Below are 21,942 nucleotides of genomic sequence, written 5' to 3' on the forward strand. Positions count from 1 at the left end.
CTTTTTGATAGCTGAGTTTATGTTTTTGAACACAGTTTGTAATAATAAATATAAGGAGCTTTTCTCTACATCTCCGGCAATTGACAGAATGTTCATCCTTTGAGTATTTTACAATCGAAACGATACGTTAAAAAGGGTTACATGTGCGGGTAATTTATTTTACCCGCCATATTAATCCGGTTTAGTCGCTATAGTAGTGACATTTTGATAATTCCAATCGTTTTTTTCCTTACTTTTGGGGCTGTTAATTCTATAAAATCATTATGAGCGGAATACCTGACTTTAAGAACCTTGTGTTTAAAGACACATCATTCGCCAATCTGATGAATAAGCGTATCTATAATGTATTGCTTATTGCTACTAAATATGATGCCTTTATGTTGGAAGACGATGGGCGTGTGGATGAACAGATATTTAACGAATATACTTCACTAAGTCTTCGTTATCCGCCTCGTTTTATGCAGGTGACTACCGAAGAGGAGGCACTGGCCGAACTGAAAGACCGTAATTTCGAATTGATAATCTGCATGCCGAATATGGATAACCGGGACATTTTCGCGGCGGCTACAGAGATAAAGATTCATTATCCCAATATCCCGATTGTTGTACTTACTCCTTTCTCCAAAGAAGTTTCCAAACGAATAGCTAACGAGGACTTGAGTGCGATTGATTATGTTTTCAGTTGGTTGGGAAATTCGGAATTATTGCTTGCTATTATCAAGCTGGTAGAGGATAAGATGAACGCGCCGGATGATACGGCCGTTGGGGTGCAAATTATCCTGTTGGTGGAAGATTCGATTCGTTTTTATTCGTCGGCTTTGCCTCATTTGTATAAGTTTGTGTTGGAACAGAGCCAGATGTTTGCCAAGGAAGCCTTGAACGACCATCAGCGTACGCTTCGTATGCGTGGGCGTCCGAAGATTAAGCTGGCACGTACGTATGAAGAGGCGATTCGTATTTTCAACCAGTATCGGGATAATATGTTGGGGATTATTTCGGATATGAGCTTTATGCACGATGGGGTGAAAGACCCGTATGCCGGGTATAAGTTCGGGCAGTATGTACGAAAAACCGGGCTGATTATTCCTTTTGTTCTAGAGTCTTCTGAAGCAAGCAACAAAGTATATGCCAAGGAATTGGGCGCATCTTTTATCGATAAAAACTCGAAGAGTTATCCGCAGGACCTTCGAAAGAAGATTATGCAGCGTTTCGGCTTCGGTGATTTTGTTATCCTCAATCCGCAAACCAAAGAAGAGATAATGCGTATCAAAGACTTGAAAGACCTGCAAAAGAAAGTGTTCCAGATACCGGACGATTCGCTGGTCTATCATCTATCCCGCAATCATTTTTCCCGTTTCTTTTATTCACGTGCCATGTTTCCTCCCGCAGAAGTGTTGAAGCGTGTGGATGTGAGTGACTATAAAGATATGGATGAGGCCCGGAAGCTGATATTCGATTTGATAGTGCAATATCGCCGGATGAAAAACTCCGGAGTAGTTGCCGTTTACCAGAAAGACCGTTTCGATGAATATAGTAATTTTGCCCGTATCGGCGATGGTTCGTTGGGAGGAAAAGGGAGAGGACTGGCCTTTATCGGGGCAATGGTGAAGCGTTATCCGAAGCTGGAGTACGATAATTTTGGTGTGACTATTCCCAAGACAGTCGTGATTTGTACGGATATTTTCGATGAGTTTATGGAAACGAATGGGTTATATCCGATTGCTTTGGGGGAAACAGACGACGAAACGATACTGAAATATTTCCTCCGTGCCAGTCTGCCGGCCCGGCTGATTGAGGATTTGATGGCTTTTTTCGATATTGTGAAAAGCCCGATAGCCGTTCGTTCGTCCAGTTTGCTGGAAGATTCCCATTATCAGCCTTTTGCCGGGATTTATTCAACCTATATGGTTCCGAAGCTGGAGGATAAATATGATATGCTCCGGACTTTGAGCGACGCTATAAAGGCAGTCTATGCCTCTGTCTTTTATCGGGACAGCAAGGCTTATATGACAGCTACTTCCAATCTAATAGACCAGGAGAAGATGGCGATTGTTTTGCAGGAAGTGGTGGGAAACCGTTATAATGACCATTTCTATCCGACCATTTCGGGGGTAGCGCGTTCTTTGAATTTTTATCCGATAGGTAACGAAAAGGCGGAAGACGGTATTGCCAATATAGCACTTGGTTTGGGAAAATATATTGTCGATGGAGGACAGACGCTTCGTTTTTCCCCGCGTCATCCCCGCAATATTTTGCAGATGAGTACAATGGACTTCGCTCTCCGTGAAACGCAGACTCGTTTTTATGCACTTGACTTGAAGAACTTGGCGGAACAATTTTCGGTGGATGATTCGTTCAACCTGCTGCGTCTGAACCTGAAGGATGCGGATGCGGACGGCTCTCTCAAATATATAGTATCTACCTACGACCCGTATGACCAGATTATCCGGGATGGATATTATCCGGGGGGACGCAAGATTTTGTCTTTTGTCAACATTCTTCAGCATGATGTATTTCCCTTGGCGAATACGTTGGATGAGATTTTGCATATCGGACAGGAAGAGATGGGACGTCCTATTGAGATTGAATTTGCGGTTAATATAAATCCGGAAAACCCGGAACAGGCTGTCTTTTATTTATTGCAAGTACGTCCGATTGTGGATAATAAAGAGGTGATGGAAGAGGACTTGACGCAGATTGAACAGAAAGATACGATACTTTCGTCCACAAGTGTATTGGGACATGGTATCGTCAACGATGTCCAGGACGTTATTTATGTAAAAACCGGAGCCTTTAGCTCTTCCAATAACCAGTTGATTGCTTACGATATTGAGAAAATGAACAGGCAGTTTACGGCGGATGAAAAAAATTATGTATTGATAGGTCCGGGACGTTGGGGCAGTAGCGACTACTGGCTGGGTATTCCCGTCAAATGGCCGCATATCAGTAATGCCCGTGTCATTGTGGAGTGCGGCTTGGAGAATTACCGGGTAGACCCGAGTCAGGGAACACATTTCTTTCAGAACTTAACCTCTTTCGGAGTAGGTTACTTTACGATTAATCCTTTTAAAGGAGACGGATGGTTTGATGAAGAATATTTAAACTCCCTGCCGGCTGTAGAGGAGACAGAGTATCTTCGCCATGTCCGTTTCGAGAAACCGGTTACTATTAAGATGGACGGGAAAAGAAGTTTGGGAGTCGTGATGAAGCCGGAATAAACTTGAAAGTAAAGCCTCAAAGGAAAGATATTGAGGGTAAATATATTACAATTTAGGTCGATTCATATTACTTATTCTCTTTTTTACCCGGGTCAGTAAGCTTAATGAGCCAGGTCAGTAAGCTTAACTACCTGGGTAAAAAAGCTTGCTGAGCCGGGTAACAAAGGAGAATAAGTCCTATCTTAAGGGATAATTTGTACGATGAAAGACAATAATACCTTGTTATATTTATGATAAAAATATAACGAGCGGATTAACAGGTTGTTATTATTGATTTCTATAGCCTTTTACCTATTATTCTATAAGGTCTGTCTTTTTCACCCATCCTTCGGCTTGGGCCAACGCTTCCGGTTTGCCGACATCAATCAAATGTAAGCCTTCTGCCGGATAAGCCTGTATATTGCTCTTTGCGCAGATAGAGAGGTAGAAATTGATAATCGGGAATTTGCCGGTCCATTCTTCCATCCAGTCGAATATTTGAGGGGATAAAACATGGATACCGCTGAAGGCATATTCGGTATATTGTGCCGGGTCAAAATCCGGATAGTACGATTTTACTTCCCCTGTTTCGTGGTTTCTCCATCCGCATAATTTATTTTCATTGTTGAAAAGCAAGTATCGGGAAGTTTTTCTTTTGCTAACCAGCAGGGTGGCAAGCGGATTTGTTTCCTGATGGTGCAGATAGAGAGCTTTCAGGTCTATGTCTGACATGATGTCGACATTGTGCACAAGAAAAGGTTCGTTACCTTGCAGGAAACAGGAGGCTTTCTTGATACCGCCACCGGTGTCGAGCAGATAGTCCCGTTCGTCGGATATATTGATTTGGATACCGAAGTTATTGTTGGCGGCGAGAAAGTCGACAATCTGTTGTCCTAAATGGTGGATATTGATTACGACTTGATTGAAACCGGCATTCTTTAATTTTAAGATGATATGTTCCAGCATGGGCTTTCCGTTGATTGGAATTAATGCTTTTGGGGTATCGTCTGTCAGCGGTTTGAGGCGAGTCCCCAGGCCGGCGGCGAAAATCATAGCTTTCATATTGTTGCGTTAAAGATTTGTTTACTGTTTTGTTCTCTGTGTACGAGGTCTACTTTGACTCCGTATTTGCTGTGCAAATGTTCTGCTAGATGTTGTGCGGAATAGACTGAGCGATGCTGCCCGCCGGTACAGCCGAAGCAGATCATCAGGTTGGTGAAGCCACGGTCTAGGTAACGTTTTACGGAAGCATCCACAAGCTCGTAAACATGTTCCAGGAAGCGAGTGATTTCTCCGTCTTCTTCCAAAAAGCGGATTACCGGTTCGTCTAAACCTGTGAAATGGTTATAACGTTCATATTTTCCCGGGTTATTGATTGCGCGACAATCGAATACAAACCCTCCTCCATTCCCGCTGGGGTCGTTCGGAATGCCCTTTTTATAGGCGAAACTGACAATCTTTACTTCCAGCATTCGTTTCTGAAGGTCGTCGTGAAACTGTGATAAATTGGTCAGTTCACGCAATACGGAGCATAAATAAGGATATTCCGGATAGTCTTCCCGGAGCAACTGACGCAGATTCTCTATTGCGAATGGTACGCTTTGGATAAAGTGAGGTTTCTTCTCGAAATATCCGCGGAAACCGTATGCACCGAGAACTTGTAAGGTGCGGAATAGTACGAAATGACGTAATTGACGGTAGAAATGAGCTTCGTCTACGTCTGTATATTGTTTGAGAGTTTGCAGATAGTCGGTCAACAATTCTTTTCGCAACTCTTCCGGATACTTTGCTTTTGCCTGCCATAGAAAAGAGGCTACATCATAATAAACAGGGCCTTTGCGTCCTCCCTGGAAGTCTATAAACCAGGGTTCCCCCTCCTTTATCATGACATTGCGCGATTGGAAATCGCGATACATGAATGTTGAAGAGGTGTCCTGCAATAGAACATGGCTCATTTCCCGGAAATCATCTTCCAACCTGTCTTCTTGGAATTCCATTCCCGTTGCTTTCAGGAAACAGTATTTGAAATAATTCAAATCCCAGAGAATGGAACGTTCGTTAAACTCAGGCAGCGGATAGCAGTTTGAGAAATCAAAGTTTTCAGCTCCGGCAAATTGAATGGAAGGCAACAGGGAGATTGTTTTATGCAAAAGTGTCCGTTCGCATTCGTCGAAGACACAGCTTTTACGTCCTTTCTCGATTGCGTTGAAGAGTAATAGGTCTCCCAAATCTTCTTGCAGATAAAGCGATTTGTTTTCCGAATGGCAATATACTTCGGGAACGGGCAGACCTTTTTTTCGGAAATGTTCCGCCATATAGAGAAATGCATTGTTCTCTTCCAAGGAAGTACCGCTGACACCTATTAATGCTTGCGGACCGGATATCCTGAAATACCTGCGGTTGGAGCCGGAAGAAGGGAGTTCTGTTATTTCCTCCGCCGGTGAACCGGTATATTCCAGATAAAGTTGCTTTAATTCTTCTGTTATCATATCTTTTGAATTACGGCACTAAGGTAGGGAAATAATTGAAAATTGAGTATTGAAAACTCAAAATTACGATAAACGGGAATAGAAAAGGAGCGCTACCGTCACCGGCTGCGCTCCTTTAAAATGTAATCATTAATCCCTAAATATAAACTGTCAAGTTTATTAAATCTCAAATCATAAATATCGGCTGTTTTTATTAGAGGATGCCTTGTGCCATCATTGCTTTGGCTACTTTCATGAAGCCTGCAACGTTTGCACCTTTTACGTAATTGATTACGCCATCTTCACACTTGCCGTATTTTACACATTGTTCGTGAATATCTTTCATGATTTGTTTCAGCTTTTCGTCAACTTCTTCGCTGCTCCAGCTTAACTTCATCGCGTTTTGTGTCATTTCCAGGCCGGAAACGGATACACCGCCGGCATTGGCTGCCTTACCCGGAGCGTATAAGATTTTAGCTTCGAGGAATACATCGATAGCTTCCGGTGTAGAAGGCATGTTTGCTCCTTCGGAAACGGCAAAACAACCGTTTGCCAGAAGAGTTTTTGCATCATCTCCATTCAGTTCGTTCTGGGTTGCGCTCGGCATTGCTATATCGCACTTTTCTCCCCAAGGGCGTGCTCCCGGAACATATTTGCAACCGTATTTTTCTGCATATTCGCGGATACGTCCACGATACAGGTTCTTCAGTTCCATGATATAATCCAGCTTTTCGCGGTCGATACCGTCCGGGTCGTAGATGTAGCCGTCTGAGTCGGACATGGTAACCGGTTTAGCGCCCAGTTCGATTAATTTCTCAACAGTATATTGTGCTACGTTACCGGAACCGGAAACTGTTACAACTTTTCCTTTGATGTCGATATTGCGGGTTTTCAGCATTTCCAACAGGAAGTAGACATTGCCGTAGCCTGTAGCTTCCGGACGTATAAGGGAGCCACCGAATTCACGGCCTTTTCCTGTGAATGTACCTGTATTTTCGTGAGCCAGTTTTTTGTACATACCGTACATGTAAGCAACTTCGCGGCCACCAACACCTATATCACCGGCAGGAACGTCTGTGTCCGGACCGATATGGCGCCATAATTCGAGTACGAAAGCCTGGCAGAAGCGCATGATTTCAGCATTCGATTTACCTCTCGGGCTGAAATCGGAACCACCTTTACCGCCACCCATCGGCAGGGTAGTCAATGAGTTCTTGAAAGTCTGTTCGAAAGCGAGGAACTTAAGGATTGACTGGTTTACCGAAGCATGGAAACGAATACCGCCTTTGTACGGGCCGATTGCATTGTTATGCTGGATACGGTAACCCATGTTAGTCTGAATTTGACCTTTGTCGTCCATCCAGGTAACGCGGAATGAGAAGATACGATCGGGGATGCAAAGACGTTCGATTAGATTGCTCTTTTCGAATTCAGGATGCTCGTTGTAAGCTTCTTCGATTGTTCCTAATACTTCTGAAACTGCCTGATGGTATTCAGGTTCATTCGGGAATCTTCTCTTTAAGTTGTCTAAAACTTCACTTGCCTTCATAAGACTGATTTCATTTAGAATGTTATACGAATATTATATCAATTTGTTAACCGCATGCCGTTTTTAAACGGCATTGCAAAGGTAAGCTATTTTTTTATACTGACAAATATTTGAAAGAGAAAATGCAATAAAAATATCATTTAGCTTTTTAAATCCGAGAAAAGTAACCAAATGTTATTCATCCTGGTGCCTCCGGTTCTTATAGATAGGGACGAACACAATGATAGCGGAGGCTACCAAGGCGAAGATGACATCGAATGTTATCTTCTCACTGTTTGCAAGCAGTATGTAACATAAAACTCCCCAAAGAAGGGTGATACATACTGCCTGACTATTTGTAATCTTTCTGCGTGCCATCGTTTACATTTTGTTTATTAAGAGGAGAGGAGCGAACCGAGGTAAATGAAGAGAGCCAGGAGTACGGCGATTATCAGGAACATGATGATAATTTGCTTTTCCAGCGAAGAGTTCCGAAGGAACGGAATATGCCGTGCCCAACTGGAAACTGCTTGGATTTGTTCAGGTTCTTCATCTTCCGCAGGCAACTGATAACCGTTTGCTTCCATGATTTCCATAGCACGAGGCACATCACTCTCAAGCAGTTCGACGCGGATGCCGCCTACATTGATACTTCCCATCACCTGCGTAGTGTATTCATTTCTCAAATAGCATTCAATTCCTTCCGATTGTAAAAGCGATAGTAGCAGTTCTGCTTTTTCCAATACATAGAAACGGGCGATTTCAACAATTTTGTCTTCCATGATAAATCTTTATTTCGTTTACAGATTATTCGCAACTTCTGTTGCTTGCCGTATGCGGTCGGCCATGCCGATACCACCTTTGAGATTGCCGGCGATGATTAGGCCGGGATAACGTTTTTCCAGCTTTTCGATTGTCGAGAAGCGCAGACCACTGCTTTGTTCATATTGAGGAATGGCATGCGTATGGCGGAATATCCGGATTAAGTCCGGTTGTACCTCTGCCGGGAATTTTAGCATGGCATGCAATTCGTGCAAGATAAGCTCTTTCAGTTCCTCTTCCGGCCAGGTGACCATTTCGGCATGTTTTACGCCTCCGATGAAGAAAGAGAACACTGCCCCTCCCTCCGGTGCCCGTCCATCGAAGCAGGCGGCAGGGAAAAGGATACCGAGCACATCCTTCTTTTCACAAGAGGGAACCAATCCGCCGAAAGCATTGAAACGAAGCTTGCCGGTATTATGGAAACCTACCGTTGCTTGTATGACCGGTGCATACTGGAGGTTACTGATAAGCTCCATTTCTTTTTCAGGTACAAAAGGAAGCAATTCTGGTAGCGAATAAGCACCGGTAGTCGTAATCACTTTGTTTGCGTGAATAGTTTTTTCACCATCCGATGTCATATAATGTATGGACCATTGTTCGCCATCCGGCAGAATGGTGATATTGGCTGCCGAGAGGGTGATGTTTTCCGGACCGATGGCCGAAGCCATTGCATTTGTCAGGTTTTCGAGACCTCCCGCGGCAGAGAATACCTGCTTGGTAGCCAAGCGGTCTCGTTCCGTTTTCGGAAGTTTGGCCTTGGCGATGGTGCCACGAACAAAGCTACCATATTGCTGCTCCAGATTGTAGAGTTTTGGGAGGGCATAGCGGGTGACTAATTTCATCGGGTCGCCGGCATAAACACCGGACAGGAACGGGTCCACGGCATAATGCAGGAACGATTTGCCCAACCTGCGGGTGGCCAGACAACCTACTGACTCGTCCGGGTCGTTCCCTTTCGGGCGGAAAGGTTCTCCCATGATGCGTAACTTGTCGCCGAGCGTAAAGAGCGGAGTCGTGACTGCACTAAACAATCCGGAAGGGAGCGGTCGGAATTTGTCCCCTTTCCAGATGAGGCGGCGTTTGGCCTCCTCGTGCGCCGTTTCGAGCTTGCAGGCGGGGGAGAGGGCTTGAAACAGCTCTGCCACTTCGGGGTAAGAAACGACACCGGTGTTTGGGCCACTTTCAAATGTGAAACCGTTTTCGCGGAACGTGTGGATTTGTCCGCCTACCCGATTTTGTTTTTCCAGCACGTGTACCTCTTTCCCCCTGCGAGTCAGGTGGAAGGCGGCAGTCAGGCCGGTTAGCCCGGCTCCTATGATAACAATCTTTTCCATACTTATACCGGTTTAGAAAATGATTTGTCGGAATGTAGCATCAACCGGTCCAGTGAGGCGGCAACGTTGCGGACAAACAACGTCCCTTCCGGCGTCATCCGGATGTGTGCGTCGTCATATTCGATGAGGCCGTCGTCGGCAAATTCCTGGAGGCGGCCTTTCTCATAAGCCGTCTCTTTTTTCAGGTCGGCAACGGGAATGTCGAGGCGTTCGGCCAAGTCGTTCCAATAGATGGTATAGTTGCACATCAATGTTTCGATTACTTCCCGGGTAATCTGTTCCTGTCGGTTCAGGCTATATCCTTTAATCGTGGCAAATCGCCCGTTCTTCATTTGTTCGATATAGATATCGATGTCTTTTGTGTTCTGTGCATAAGCCGTACTGAGCTGGCTGATGCCCGTCACCCCGAAAGCATATACTTGTCCCGTAGTGCGGCGTGTGCAGTATCCTTGGAAGTTACGGTGTAGCTGTCCGTTTTGCAGGGCGGTGTATAGTTCATCCTCTTTTCGGACGAAATGGTCGAGTCCTACCGGCTGGTAACCGGCTTCGCAAAGCAACCGGCGTGCCGTTTCGTACATCCGGCTTTTTTCTTCTCCGGCCGGCAGGCCTGCCTTTTCGAGGATAAGCTGACGTTTGTTTACCCAAGGTACATGCGCGTAGGAGAAGGTCACGAGGCGGTCGGGCGACATCCGTATGGCCCGTTCGATGCTGGCTGCGAAGCTCTGTTCCGTCTGCCGGGGCAGGCCGTACAGGAAATCCATATTCACCCGTATACCGAGCGTATGGAGGAGCGACACGATTTCTTCTTCCGGCATCAGGGAAGGGCGGCGGTTGACCGTTTTGAGTACTTCCCGGTTGAAATCCTGTATCCCCAGGCTGAGTCGGTTGAAACCGGCTTTGTGGAGCGCCATCCATGTCTCTTCGGTCAGATAGCCCGGATGGCATTCGATGGCTATTTCTGCTTCCGGTATCATTTCAAACCGTGTGAGCAGATGTTCTACCAAACGTTGCAGTTCGGCAGGGGGCAGGATGGTTGGCGTTCCTCCTCCGAAATGTATTTGGGCGATTTTGCGTCCGGGAGCCAGTCGCGGAATGACCATCTCTATTTCCTGATGTAGCGCGGCCGTATATTGTTCGATGATTTCCTGTTTGGCCATCGGATAGGAGTTGCAGCCACAGTAATGACAGAGGTGGCGGCAGAACGGGATATGGAAATAGAAGGAAAGATGCTCCGGCTTCGATTGGTTCGAAAGGTCGATTGCTTCCCTGTAATCCTCTTCGCTAAAGGTATTACCGAAATAGTTGGCCGGCGGATAGCTTGTGTAGCGCGGGACCGGCACATTATATTTTTTCAATAAATCTTCTCTCATTTGTTTTCTTTCTCTTTTCTAAATACCATTAATATATAGATGAGGGACAGGGTGGCGATGCTTGTTTCAAAGAAGAACAGCCCGTGATAACCCGTATGGTCCGCTATCTTTCCACTTAAAATGGCCATCAACATGCCCGAGAGATGTGTGATGACGGTCTGGATGGTAAAATCCGTTCCTTCCCTTCCGGGGCGTACGCAATCCATTGCGGTGGTGTATACAACGATTGTTGCCATGCCATAACTTCCCCAGAGCAGGAATATGCCCCCGTACAGCAGGGCCGTGGTCGGCTGCATGTAGGAGAGTCCGAGGAAATAGAGCGTGGCGGCCAGTACAAAGATAGCAAAAAGAATGCGTGCGCGGAACCGTCCGATGCGTCGAATGATATATCCGCCGGCAAAAGATGCGAGGAAACCGACAAAGGTTCCTGCCATCCCGCTCATCACTCCAATCTCCTTCATGCTGTATCCCAAGTCGACGAGATAGGGTTTAAGCATGGCTAACGTTCCTATTAGTCCGGAATAGTAGAGGAAGAGGAAGCCGATTTGCCGCCAGATGCTTTTCCGGGTAAAGAAGTAGAGCACGTCGGCTTTTTTGGCTCGTTCGTGTGTATCTTTGGGGGCAATCCGGATGCCTTTGTTGAAGAAAAGCGGGAGGAGGGCTGCGATTACAAACAATGCTACGCATGGCAACAGGCTGTTCCAGCCAATTTGTTTGAATAGCAGCAGAAGAACGCCTCCGCCAATCATACTTCCGCCGAAACTTCCCATCGATTGCATGCTGTTCACCATGCTTTTATCCTGTTTGCTGAACGAGAGTACGGCCAGCGCGTCCGTTGCGATGTCTTGTGTGGCGGATGCAATGAATGAAAGGATGATGAGTGCCACGATGGTGTAGAAGTCGGCATGGAAATCGAGAAAAGCGACTGCGAAAATCAGTACCGCGTATATCAGTTCGGATGAGAATATCCATCGTTTATAATCGCCTGTGGTCGTGGCATGCCGGTCTATCATCGGCGACCAGAGGAATTTGAGTATCCAGGGAAGCTTAATCAGTTGCAACAAGCCGATGGCGGAGAGCGAGAAGTTTTCCTGTCGCATCATCACGGGGATGACGGTGGAGAAGAAGCTCATTGGTATCGTCTGCGCGATGTAGAGGCAGAAGAAGGTGGCAAGATTGAATGTTTTGTCTTTCTGTATCATTTTGTTTCTTTATATTTTCTATAAAAATTCTGTCGCAAGCTGCGCCGAGTACTTTAAGGCTTAAAAGTTGTCGTCGCAAGTTGCGCCAAGCGTTCCAAGGCTTAAATGTTGCCGTCGCAAGTTGCGCCAAGCACTTCAAGGCTTAAATGTTGTTGTCGCAAGCTGCGCCGCTCATTTTAAAACTTAAAAACAGTCAGCGCAAGCTGCGCCAATTGTTTTTAGAACTTAAAAGCTAAGCTGAATATTCCCTCCGATGGTAAAAGGCCGTCCTTTTTGAGCCAGACCCTTGCCACCTGTCTCGAAATAGAAGGCTGTATAATTTGTGTTGGTGATATTCTTCGCCCAAATTGCAAAGGTAACAAATCCTTTGGTTACGGAAAGTTTCCCGTTTAGTTGTCCGTAATAAGATTGCGACACGCGGTTGTCCTCTTTCCAATGAATTCGTCCCGTCCCCGCATAGTTTGTACTGATTGTGACGCGGTCGATATGCGAACAGGGTTTCGGAATGCTGTAATCGGCACCGACGGCAAAGGTGTGTGAAGGGACCAATGGCAGGTAATGTCCCGAATAGTCGATTTCAATTGTTTCGTCGCCTGTCTTTTTCGTGTCCGTATATTCTTTGAAGGTGGCATGCGTGAAGCCGTAATTCACTTGCAGCATCAGGCCGTTGACCGGATTGCCTTGCAAACTGACCTCCACTCCTTTGCTTTCGCTTCGCCCGGCATTGTTCAGCATGCTTCCTTTCTGGGAAATGGGGAGCGACTTCGAAACCTGCTGGTTTTTCCAGTCTATCCAGAAGAGGGCGATTTCGGCACTCAGGCGATTATCCAAGAAAGGATGTTTAGCTCCTATCTCGTAATTCCAACTACTTTCCGGACGGAAGGTCCGGTCTTCCTCCCGCTCGAAAGAGGTGTTAAAGCCTCCAGTCTTGTATCCTTTCGAAACTGTAGCGTATAACATGCCGCTCGAAGGGAAGAGGTAGCGCAGGGAGGCTTTGGGGGTGACTTGGCTGAATTTAAGCTTACTGTAGAAACTGTCGACTTCTTTGCTCTCTTCATCTTTGTCTTGAAAAGAACAGTAGTCGGTTGAAGCCCGCTCATAGTCGTAACGGATGCCTAAGCTGAGAGACAGTCCTTTCGTCAGTAGGTCGTCGATGGTAGATTGGTGGTAAAAGGCGATACCATAGGTGGGCGTATCGTACAATTTCCGTGAACTGTATCCGGCTGAAAGATAGTCTACGATAACCGTATTGTCTATGCCCTGCCAGAAGCCGAAAGCTCCGAACAACCATTTGTAGCGGCTGTCGGTGGTTGATTTGATATTGAATTCTTCGGATACCATTTTCTGTTTTTGCTCCTGTTTGGCAAAATAAATGCTTTTCGGGGAGAAGTCCTGGTCGATGCCCTGATGGTCCGACAAGTATTGGAAAGCTGTCTGGCTGTTGAGGCTGTAGCCTTTTCCACGGTATTCCATCGTGAAGCCGGTGGTGGAAAGTGTTCGCTTATAGGAGCTGTAAGCATCGTAATCTACTTCACCTGGCTTGTGTGTCGCCGAGTCGCATACGGCGTATGGGTAACCGCCCTGATTGGAGTAATCGAATGTACTTACCAGGCCGAAGGATAATGTCTCCCGGGGTTTCCATTCCAAGCGGATACGGCCGGAACCGCTTTTTTGCGGGTCTGCCTTCTGGCCGGTATGAAGATTGGTGAAATATCCGTCGTTGCGGTTGTAATTGCCGGAAAGCGCGTATCCGAACTTCTCGCCGATACTTTTATAGTAAGAGAGCGCGTAGTCGCGATACCCGTAGTTGCCGTTCGAAATCCATCCGTTAAGTCCCTGATAGCGCAGGGGAGATTTGGTATATACGTTGATGATTCCTCCCATCGTATTACGTCCGTAAAGAGTGCCTTGCGGACCGCGTAACACTTCTATTCGCTCGATGTCGCTGAAATCGAAATCGAAAGCCGATTTCTCGAAATAAGGAATCCCGTCCACATAAAGTCCGACCGACGGGGCATTGATTTTCGAACCGATGCCCCGGATATAGACGGGCGATGTCAACTTCGAACCGTAATCCGGCATGAAAAGGTTCGGGATGAACGAGCTGAATTCTTTAATTCCCGTGATGTTCCGGTTTTCTATGGCTGTCCCTGTTACGGAAGAAGCGGAAAGGGGTTCGAGCCGTAAGTCTCTCCGCTGTTTGAAAGATTGGATGATAACTTCGTCCAGTTCCACTTGACGAAGGTTGGTGGTGTCGTTTTCTTCTCCTTGGGCCGTATGTACAAAGCAAAGAAAAAAAGGTATTATGTAATAGAATAATTTCATATAGATGGAGTGTCTTTTAATTTATCATTTGTCAAAAGGCTACAGCTACTTCGGCACCTATTTGAAACGGCTTCCCTTTCTGAATAAAAGAATTACCGAACGATTCGAAATAGAAGGCCTGATAGTTGGTGTCGGTGATATTCCGGCTCCATACATTCAGTTTTACGATACCTTTGCGGATACCAATTTTCCCATTCAGGGTTCCGTAAAAGTCCTGGCTGATAGAATTCTTTTCCGTCCAGTATATTTTCCCCGCTCCGGAGTATTGTGCAGACACCATAAACTGGTCGATGAAGCTATTTCTGAACAGTCGGGTATATTGCACTCCTATGCTAACCGTATGTCGCGGGGTATAAGGAATAAAATTGCCTTTACAGTCGGTCTCTGTCAAATCTTTTTCTTTGAAGATGTAGTCGCGGAATGTTGCCCGTGTGAAGCCGTAATTAACATCAGCGGTCAGACCGTCGATGATACGGGCACGCAGGCTCATTTCCACACCGTAGCTGTTGGCTTTTCCTCCGTTGGTTATCATTCGCCCGCTTCCGTTTTGGGCGAAAGTGGTGAGTTGTATGTCCCGGATATTCATATAAAAAAGGGTCAACTCTGTATTCAGCCTGTTTTTGATTAATTCGCTGCGGATACCGATTTCGTAATTCCAGCTGTGTTCGGGTTTATAGGAGGCAACCTCTTTTACGGCTCCCGGTTCTATGGCTTTGTCCGGCATAAACTTCTTCATCAAATCGTAAGTGGCCTGAGCCTGGACGAGGTCGCCGAACATTTGTACGTTATAGCCTCCGGTCTTGTATCCTTTTGCTACGGAGAAGTAGGTGAATGTTTCCGGTGTACATTGATAACGCAAGGAGGCTTTTGGCAACACCTGAAGAAAGTCTTGTGAAATATCTCCTTGCAGGTGGGCGGCAACCGGGAGATTCATATTCATATGTCCCATTTGTACACTCATATTCATACTGTCTACTGCCGAGTCGTATTTCATTTTTGCTTTCTCGTAATCCAGCCGAATTCCGGCAGTAAGTGAAAGGCCTTCGACAAACAGATTGTTGTAGGTGGATTGGTGGAAAGCGGCAAAACCGTAGGTGGGCGTGTCGAATGTCCCAGGGAAATAAATTTGCTTTAAAGCATCGCCTGTGACGGTTAGTTGTGGCATATCCGGGTTGTCTTTTGCCATTTCGTCAAAAGGTATCTGCATGATTTCCCGGATACCGTCTTCCTTGAATATCACCGGTCCGTCAGTATTTAGGCTGTTATAAAAGCCATAGGCTCCAAAGCTCCACTGGTAGTTCTTTTTATGGTTGGATTTGATGGCGATTTCTTCGCTCCAGGCATATTGTTTCTGTATCTGGTTGAGGACGAAGATAGATTTCTCCGTGTAATCCTGATCCATTTTCATATTGTCGTGTAAACGCTGGTAAGCAGTAGTGGAGGAAAGGGTGAATTTCTCTGCATTCCATTCCAGATGAAGACTGTTATTCAACATTTTTCTCCAATAGGAACTGGGGTCATTGATTCGGATGGGAGCTACTGTCCCTGTTTCTATATTGTACATGCCGTAAGGAAAAGCTTTTTGGTCTACATAATCATAGTTGAAAGAATATTGAGCTTCCAGGTTATCTGCAATGAGCCAGTCCAGTTTGAAACGACCTCCGGCTGATTGTTCCTTATCCGCTCTCGAGTTGTCGCATTCGTTGATGAAGAAACCGTCACTCCGGTTGTAATAACCTCCGATAGCGATGCCGATATGGTTGTTTATCTTGTTGTAGTGCGATGCTTTTACATTGAAAGTTCCGTAGTTTCCTCCTGACACACTCAATTTAGTTCCCTGATAATTGAATGGTGATAGCGTATAGATATTCACAATTCCTCCCATTGCATTACGCCCGTAGAGTGTGCCTTGAGGACCGCGTAAAATTTCGATACGTTGAATATCGTTCAGTTCAAAGTCGAACGTGCTTTTATCCAGATAGGGGACATTGTCCACATATAATCCGATAGATTGCCCGCTACTTCGTGCTCCAATTCCCCGGATATAAATTGCGGATGTCATTTTGGAACCGTAATCCGGCATATATAAGTTAGGGACAAATGCACTGATATCTTTTAATGCATCTATTTGTCGTACCGCGATGGCTTGTGGTGACAGGATGGATACGGAACCCGGTAAGGTCCTCAAATCATTTGTCTCCTTAGTAGATGAGGTAACTATAATTTCATCTATGTTATAAGTTTTGATGGTGTCGTTTATTTGTACATCTCGTTCATCTGCTTTTATCAGTTGCAGATTAACAAATACACTAACGATGAGGAGATACAGGTAGCGTTTCATTTACAATATAGAATTATGTAACAATTAGTATTTTACGCTTGCAAAGGAACGGGAAAGATTGGTTGTTGTCAATCACTATATCTAGTGATTTTAGAGTTCGATGTCATCGCCGGAAATAATGCCGTTCATGATGGCGTAGAAGGTAAGTCCGGATACTGTTTTTATGCCAAGTTTAGTGGTGATGTTTTTGCGGTGGGTGAGGACAGTGTTCAGGCTGATGTTCAGCTTGTCGGCAATCTCTTTGTTGGTAATGCCTTTCACTATCTGTTGCAGTACGTCTGTTTCGCGCAAAGAAAGTCCCTTGTTGCTTTCGCCCGGTTGATAAGTGTTGCTGTCATTGGCTAGCAATAGTTGGAGTTGTTCGATAATGGTTTCTTGGGGAGCTGATAACATAAGATGGTTAGTTGCGGATAGTCCCCCCATTCCTTCCTGACTATTCATTAATATCATTGTCTTATTCCGGCGCGGAAGGAAAAAGTCCATATTTAGCACTAAGATGTCCGCATGGGTGAAATAGTAGTCGAAAGTCTCATTACTGGCAGGCATAAATGCTTCGAATGTGGGAAAACAGGATATCTCCGCAGGTGGAAAATAATCAGTCAATATGCTTTGCAAACCAATGCTCTGCAGAGTGTCGGGTAGTATAATCGCTATTTGTTTGTTTCGATGCATTCGGAAAATTTGTTAGATACACAACTTTTCCATTGCCGATACCATAGGTGTCAGTATCCGGTAGCGAATGCGGTTGTGTTGTTTCATATCTTTTTCCAGACTGCTGATGGCGAAAATCACGGCATAACATAAGTTTTCATCATAATTGCCGGATAAATGTTTAATCATGATGCTTTTTAAATCGGCAAGCAGCGCTTCTATCGGGTCTTCCAGCCGTTGTTCCGAACCCAGATGCAAAGCTTCTTTCCGTTCGCAGGGGTATTCATTCAGCTTTTCACTCAATGACAGACAGTATGGAAACCAGATTGTTTTGTCTTTCTCTATGCGGGATGTCAGTTCTTCCCTGAAGGAGGAGAAGAATTTGCCAATGAGATTGACGGTATTGTTTGCCGGTGTACTCATGGCGATGAAGGAACCGAGATGACGTTCGATGTTGGGTATCTGGTAACGTTGGTAGTATTGATTTGTTTTTGTCAGGTAATCGATGATTTGGGAGGTATGAAAAGTCTGCAATTTCTTCTCCGGGAAATACTCTTCATTGAGAAAAGTATTAATCACGATAAGCAGAAAATCTGTGTCCAGCTTGTTTTCTTCACATATTGTCTTGACCGATTTGTCACCCAGCCCGAGCCGGATACCGAACCGGTTTATAACAGGAATGAGTGAGGGGTGCTCTTCCACCACCTCACTCATTTGCATATTAGGATATACTAATGGCATCTTTTATGCTTCTTCCCATTGTTTACGTAATAGCTCGACGGCTGCAGGTACTACTACATTACGGTCGCCCTGGCATCCGCATTCGAAACTAACATAATTGTTGTAACCAATCATTTTCAGACCTCTGAAACCGTCAACATAGTTATCGGCTTCTCCGTCTTCGCCCGGCATACTGCGGCGTTTACGGCTAGCCACATGGACGTGTTGCAGATATTCACCACCGGAAATGAAGGCTCCCATATCGGAAGGTTCTTCCCAGGTCATGTGCCAGAAGTCGCCCATGCAACGGACACCCGGATTATTAATATCCCGGCATACGGAAGCAGCATCGGCTACTTGACGCATATAGAAACATTCTCCACGATTAAGCGGTTCGAAAATAACAGTCGTTCCGTGTTCGGCGGCGAAAGTTCCCATTTCGTTAAACTGTTCGCAAAGGAAATTGCGTGTTTCCATTGTATGGGGCAGAGCCGGAACCTGACCATTAAAAGCCGGCACGATAATCACCCCGGTTGAACCTAATTCACCGGCAGCAGCAATGATTTCCTTCATCGTATCCATACATTCCTTGCGGATAGCAGGATCTGTTGAAAGGATGAAACCTTTGAAGCCTGCACAGATGGCACTCACCTTTATGTTACGTCCGTTCAGCGCCTTTTTGATTTCGTCTACGCGACCAGCCAATCCGCCACCACCCGGCTCAAAACCGACAACTCCCAGCTTTTCCATATAGTCCAGCTTTTCATTGAGGTTTTCACCCGGAGCGATACCTTCCTGAAAGGACAACTTAAGCTCAGCTTTTCCGTTGTAACAAGCTTTTTTGTCAGCCGGACAACTATCAGCAGAAACTCCCGCCTTACCACTGCAGGCGGCAAAAGCGGAACTTCCAGCTGCAACAGCTGCACTAGCCAGAGTTGTTCTTAAAAAGTTTCTTCTGTTTAGTGTCATATTCTTATTTCTTATTTATTAAGAGGTTTTCCGGGAACAGGAACAGTAAATCCACTCATGTCCATCTTACCCATGTTCAAATCCTTCGGAGTGTAATCCAGAGGAGAAGCAGTCATAGCATCCCAAGTCGTTTCTCCACCTGTATAAGCCGATTCACGTCCCATGATAGCAGCCATATTTGCAACAGCTGTTTCGGAAGCTTGTTCGATAGGTTTACCGCTACGGATACAGTTAATCCAGTTTACGTGTTCCAAAGTGTATGGGTCTGTTTGTTTGAAGTTTGCTTTTTCTGCTTCATAATCGTATTTCCATACAACATTGCCTGCATTATCTTTGATTTCCATTGATGCGCTATTCCATGAACCTTTTGTTCCCTGGATAAATTCGCTAATATTACTAACGCAACCGTCTATCTGACGTGACATACTATGCATATGAATACCGTTTTCCATTGTGAAATCGATACTGAAGTTGTCGTATTGGTCACCTGTTACACGACGATGACGAGAACCGAAGCCTACAGCTTTTACCGGTTTCAAACCACTGAACCATGTAAATACATCGATATTGTGAACATGCTGTTCTACGATATGGTCACCGGATAACCATTTCCAGTTAACCCAGTCTTTAATCATATATTCGCAATCGTTCCAGTCTTTCTGACGTTCGCGGAACCAGAGCATACTTTGATTCCAATATACGGTACCACCTGTGATTTCACCGATAGCGCCTTCCATAATCTTCTTGTAAGATTCAACGTAACTGCGTTGGTGGTGACGCTGAGTTCCTGTAACAACACACAAATTCTTAGCTTGAGCTTGTTTTGCCGTAGCCATGATTGTACGATAACCAACCGGGTCTACACAAATTGGTTTTTCCAAGAAGCAATGTTTTCCTTTTTCTACAGCATACTGGAAATGAACCGGACGGAATACAGGAGGAGTTGCAACGATAACAACATCTACATCACTGTCAATGACCTTTTTGTAGGCATCCAATCCAACAAAACGTTTGTCGGCCGGAATGTCGATACCTTTGTCTTTTTTCAGGCTGTTAGCCAGTCCGTCCACTTTCTCCTGGAATACATCGGCAAGGGCTACGATTGTTACACCATTTGCAGCATTCAGGAAGTTAAAAGCAGCACCGGAAGCACGTCCGCCGCAACCGATAACACCAGCCTTCAGCTCTTTGCCGTCTGTTGCCAAATCAGGCAATTCGGGGATGTAATAAGTTCCGGGTTCTTTCAGCGGTTTGAGGGCTGCCTCTTTTCCTTCACCACCGGCACCGGCGCAAGAAGTTAAAACACTAGCACTTCCGGTACCTATTGCACCCAGTGCTCCGGCCATAGCCGTACTCTTTAAAAAAGATCTTCTACTAATACTGTTCTCTTTCATGATATAGTAACTTTTAGGTATTAAAAATTATTTCGCTCCTAAAGACGCATCCGGTTCACAAACAATACGGAAACCGATACCACGAATATCCGAATACCACCAGATACTCTTCGGTTGCTGCGGGTCTGTTTTCAGCCATGCATCATGTTTTGTATAGTTACGGGCTGCAGAACGAACGTCAGCTGCATCGGATGTGTAATCACCGCCGCGTATTACCCATTCTGTCCCTTCTGTTACCAACGGATTTGTTACGTTCTCACCTCCCTTGCTATAGGCTTCGGGGTCGTATTTGTCCGCGCAATATTCCATTACGTTACCCAACATGTTTTTCAGCCCGAACGGATTTGCTTTTACTAAATCCGGCGTCTGAGTTTTATTCTTGCTGTTTTTGCCGTAAATAACGTATGAACTGATACTGTCTGTTTTTGCATCAAAGAATTTACGCCAGAAACCCTGGTCTGAGAAATTTTTCGGATTTCCAGTGAAGAAGTAAGGTGTTTCCGTACCTCCTCGGGCTGCGTATTCCCATTCGGCTTCTGTCGGCAGACGGTATTTTTTACCAGTCTTTTTCGATAACCATTGGCAGAATGTTTCTGCTGCATAATGGGTCATGGTAATAGCCGGACGGTCACCATATCCCCAACCCTGGTCGGGGAAGCCGAACGGAGGAGTAGGACCGGAGATTGCATCTACATCCGGATTACTGTTGTTTGCATATACCGTTTCGGGGGGAGTACGACCTTCACTCATCGTATTTCTGTAGAATGCCCAATACTGATCCCAGGTTACCTCATATTCGCTGATAAAGAACGGACTTACCGTCACGTTTCGTACAGGTGCTTCATCTGCTTTATGGAATGGTTCTTTTTCCGTACTACCCATTTTAAACGTACCCCCCGGAATTGCTACCATTTTGATAGAAACCGGAGTGCCGGGTATTTGTTCTTGGAAATTCGAGAAAGAAGTAATCTGCGCAGGTTCTTTGAAAAACATGCTTGTGTCGACCGTCCCGGCTTCTACTCCGGGGAGACCGGTCATTTTACCGTGTGTGTAGTTAGGATTGTAATGACCAACATCTAAGTGGCAACTGATACATTGCAAGTCTAGCTTCTTTTCGTTTTCATCATAATAGAGATGAGCGGTAATACCATCTTGCGTAATTCCTTCCGGAAATAAGTTCTGATGACATTCTTTACAAGATTCGTTTGGTATGTATTTTACAGCATGTTCCAGTTCCGACTTGGTGTTCCAGTTGAAATCGGCACTGTCCTTGGTCATATAGGACCAAACATCTTTGATGCCTAATTTTGCTTTTGCTGTATAATGATCCCAAGTTTTATTCTGAGGTGGGAGGTGGCAAGCGACACAATGTGTCTTCACTCCGCTACTGTTGTTGACGTGTTTTGATAGTTTCCAACTGTCCTCTGCATGCGGGTGAACATGACACATCATACAGGATTCGTCGGAAGAAAAATAAACGGAGGTTTTATATACGGCAATCATGATGCCCGCCCCTAAAACCAGTCCGACCAAGAGAATAAAGGTTTTCCCCTTGAAAAATTTTCTTTTTTTCTCGGAAGAATAGCGATTAGAATTGTTGTTATTAGCCATTTGTTTTTAT

At 45.3% G+C, this 21,942-nt stretch carries 16 protein-coding genes; 1 reads left to right on the top strand and 15 read right to left on the bottom strand.

Annotated features, from left to right (window positions below; genetic code table 11):
• The first annotated feature begins 263 nt into the window (after positions 1-263).
• Positions 264-3,218 (top strand): PEP/pyruvate-binding domain-containing protein, encoded by a 2,955-nt coding sequence (locus DW103_RS03250; protein WP_122274212.1) that lies wholly within the window; start codon positions 264-266, stop codon positions 3,216-3,218.
• Positions 3,219-3,512: 294 nt separating this feature from the next.
• Here the strand turns inward: DW103_RS03250 and DW103_RS03255 are convergent, their stop codons facing one another.
• From DW103_RS03255 to DW103_RS03325, 15 genes are all read right to left on the bottom strand, one after another.
• Positions 3,513-4,259, bottom strand: coding sequence for a nucleotidyltransferase family protein (locus tag DW103_RS03255; protein ID WP_122274213.1), 747 nt, complete (start codon positions 4,257-4,259; stop codon positions 3,513-3,515).
• The gene (locus DW103_RS03260; protein ID WP_122274214.1) at positions 4,256-5,686 is read right to left on the bottom strand and encodes an RNase adapter RapZ; all 1,431 of its coding nucleotides are present in this window, start codon (positions 5,684-5,686) and stop codon (positions 4,256-4,258) included. The genes DW103_RS03255 and DW103_RS03260 overlap by 4 nt, the downstream gene beginning before the upstream one ends.
• A gap of 193 nt (positions 5,687-5,879) precedes the next feature.
• Complete coding sequence (locus DW103_RS03265; RefSeq protein ID WP_122274215.1) at positions 5,880-7,214, bottom strand: NADP-specific glutamate dehydrogenase; 1,335 nt, start codon at positions 7,212-7,214, stop codon at positions 5,880-5,882.
• A 174-nt stretch (positions 7,215-7,388) separates the two neighbouring features.
• Positions 7,389-7,571, bottom strand: a complete 183-nt coding sequence (locus DW103_RS03270; protein WP_122274216.1) for a hypothetical protein — start codon at positions 7,569-7,571, stop codon at positions 7,389-7,391.
• A gap of 17 nt (positions 7,572-7,588) precedes the next feature.
• Positions 7,589-7,975, bottom strand: a complete 387-nt coding sequence (locus tag DW103_RS03275) for a putative signal transducing protein (protein WP_122274217.1) — start codon at positions 7,973-7,975, stop codon at positions 7,589-7,591.
• An 18-nt stretch (positions 7,976-7,993) separates the two neighbouring features.
• Positions 7,994-9,349 carry a protoporphyrinogen oxidase gene (gene hemG / locus DW103_RS03280; RefSeq protein WP_122274218.1) on the bottom strand — a complete coding sequence of 452 codons (1,356 nt, stop codon included), beginning with the start codon at positions 9,347-9,349 and terminating at the stop codon, positions 7,994-7,996.
• A gap of 2 nt (positions 9,350-9,351) precedes the next feature.
• The gene (hemN, locus tag DW103_RS03285; RefSeq protein WP_122274219.1) at positions 9,352-10,719 is read right to left on the bottom strand and encodes an oxygen-independent coproporphyrinogen III oxidase; all 1,368 of its coding nucleotides are present in this window, start codon (positions 10,717-10,719) and stop codon (positions 9,352-9,354) included.
• Positions 10,716-11,921 carry an MFS transporter gene (locus tag DW103_RS03290; protein ID WP_122274220.1) on the bottom strand — a complete coding sequence of 402 codons (1,206 nt, stop codon included), beginning with the start codon at positions 11,919-11,921 and terminating at the stop codon, positions 10,716-10,718. Before DW103_RS03290 ends, hemN begins: the two co-directional genes overlap by 4 nt.
• Before the next feature lie 225 nt (positions 11,922-12,146).
• A complete protein-coding gene (locus DW103_RS03295; protein ID WP_122274221.1) occupies positions 12,147-14,246 on the bottom strand; it encodes a TonB-dependent receptor in 2,100 nt (699 codons plus the stop codon).
• 31 nt (positions 14,247-14,277) lie between these two features.
• Positions 14,278-16,587, bottom strand: coding sequence for a TonB-dependent receptor (locus DW103_RS03300; protein WP_122274222.1), 2,310 nt, complete (start codon positions 16,585-16,587; stop codon positions 14,278-14,280).
• A 90-nt stretch (positions 16,588-16,677) separates the two neighbouring features.
• Entirely contained in the window at positions 16,678-17,259 is a 582-nt protein-coding gene (locus DW103_RS03305) for a LuxR C-terminal-related transcriptional regulator (protein ID WP_122274223.1), read from the bottom strand.
• Positions 17,260-17,271: 12 nt separating this feature from the next.
• Positions 17,272-17,958, bottom strand: coding sequence for a helix-turn-helix transcriptional regulator (locus DW103_RS03310; protein WP_199652958.1), 687 nt, complete (start codon positions 17,956-17,958; stop codon positions 17,272-17,274).
• Between the two features lie 24 nt (positions 17,959-17,982).
• Positions 17,983-18,927 (bottom strand): sugar phosphate isomerase/epimerase, encoded by a 945-nt coding sequence (locus DW103_RS03315; RefSeq protein WP_122274225.1) that lies wholly within the window; start codon positions 18,925-18,927, stop codon positions 17,983-17,985.
• A gap of 11 nt (positions 18,928-18,938) precedes the next feature.
• On the bottom strand, positions 18,939-20,324 hold the full coding sequence (locus DW103_RS03320) for a Gfo/Idh/MocA family oxidoreductase (protein WP_122274226.1): 1,386 nt from the start codon (positions 20,322-20,324) through the stop codon (positions 18,939-18,941).
• Between the two features lie 24 nt (positions 20,325-20,348).
• On the bottom strand, positions 20,349-21,932 hold the full coding sequence (locus tag DW103_RS03325; RefSeq protein ID WP_122274227.1) for an SUMF1/EgtB/PvdO family nonheme iron enzyme: 1,584 nt from the start codon (positions 21,930-21,932) through the stop codon (positions 20,349-20,351).
• Positions 21,933-21,942: the final 10 nt, after the last annotated feature.

The organism is Parabacteroides sp. AM08-6, assembly GCF_003473295.1.
Lineage (GTDB): Bacteria > Bacteroidota > Bacteroidia > Bacteroidales > Tannerellaceae > Parabacteroides.

Excerpts from the sequence above, each read along its gene's own strand:
- DW103_RS03300 (WP_122274222.1), bottom strand. The coding sequence starts at position 16,587 with ATGAAACGCTACCTGTATCTCCTCATCGTTAGTGTATTTGTTAATCTG.
- DW103_RS03325 (WP_122274227.1), bottom strand. The coding sequence starts at position 21,932 with ATGGCTAATAACAACAATTCTAATCGCTATTCTTCCGAGAAAAAAAGA.
- DW103_RS03310 (WP_199652958.1), bottom strand. The coding sequence starts at position 17,958 with ATGCAAATGAGTGAGGTGGTGGAAGAGCACCCCTCACTCATTCCTGTT.
- DW103_RS03255 (WP_122274213.1), bottom strand. The coding sequence starts at position 4,259 with ATGAAAGCTATGATTTTCGCCGCCGGCCTGGGGACTCGCCTCAAACCG.
- hemG (WP_122274218.1), bottom strand. The coding sequence starts at position 9,349 with ATGGAAAAGATTGTTATCATAGGAGCCGGGCTAACCGGCCTGACTGCC.
- DW103_RS03270 (WP_122274216.1), bottom strand. The coding sequence starts at position 7,571 with ATGGCACGCAGAAAGATTACAAATAGTCAGGCAGTATGTATCACCCTT.
- DW103_RS03290 (WP_122274220.1), bottom strand. The coding sequence starts at position 11,921 with ATGATACAGAAAGACAAAACATTCAATCTTGCCACCTTCTTCTGCCTC.
- hemN (WP_122274219.1), bottom strand. The coding sequence starts at position 10,719 with ATGAGAGAAGATTTATTGAAAAAATATAATGTGCCGGTCCCGCGCTAC.
- DW103_RS03265 (WP_122274215.1), bottom strand. The coding sequence starts at position 7,214 with ATGAAGGCAAGTGAAGTTTTAGACAACTTAAAGAGAAGATTCCCGAAT.
- DW103_RS03260 (WP_122274214.1), bottom strand. The coding sequence starts at position 5,686 with ATGATAACAGAAGAATTAAAGCAACTTTATCTGGAATATACCGGTTCA.
- DW103_RS03315 (WP_122274225.1), bottom strand. The coding sequence starts at position 18,927 with ATGACACTAAACAGAAGAAACTTTTTAAGAACAACTCTGGCTAGTGCA.
- DW103_RS03250 (WP_122274212.1), top strand. The coding sequence starts at position 264 with ATGAGCGGAATACCTGACTTTAAGAACCTTGTGTTTAAAGACACATCA.
- DW103_RS03275 (WP_122274217.1), bottom strand. The coding sequence starts at position 7,975 with ATGGAAGACAAAATTGTTGAAATCGCCCGTTTCTATGTATTGGAAAAA.
- DW103_RS03305 (WP_122274223.1), bottom strand. The coding sequence starts at position 17,259 with ATGCATCGAAACAAACAAATAGCGATTATACTACCCGACACTCTGCAG.
- DW103_RS03295 (WP_122274221.1), bottom strand. The coding sequence starts at position 14,246 with ATGAAATTATTCTATTACATAATACCTTTTTTTCTTTGCTTTGTACAT.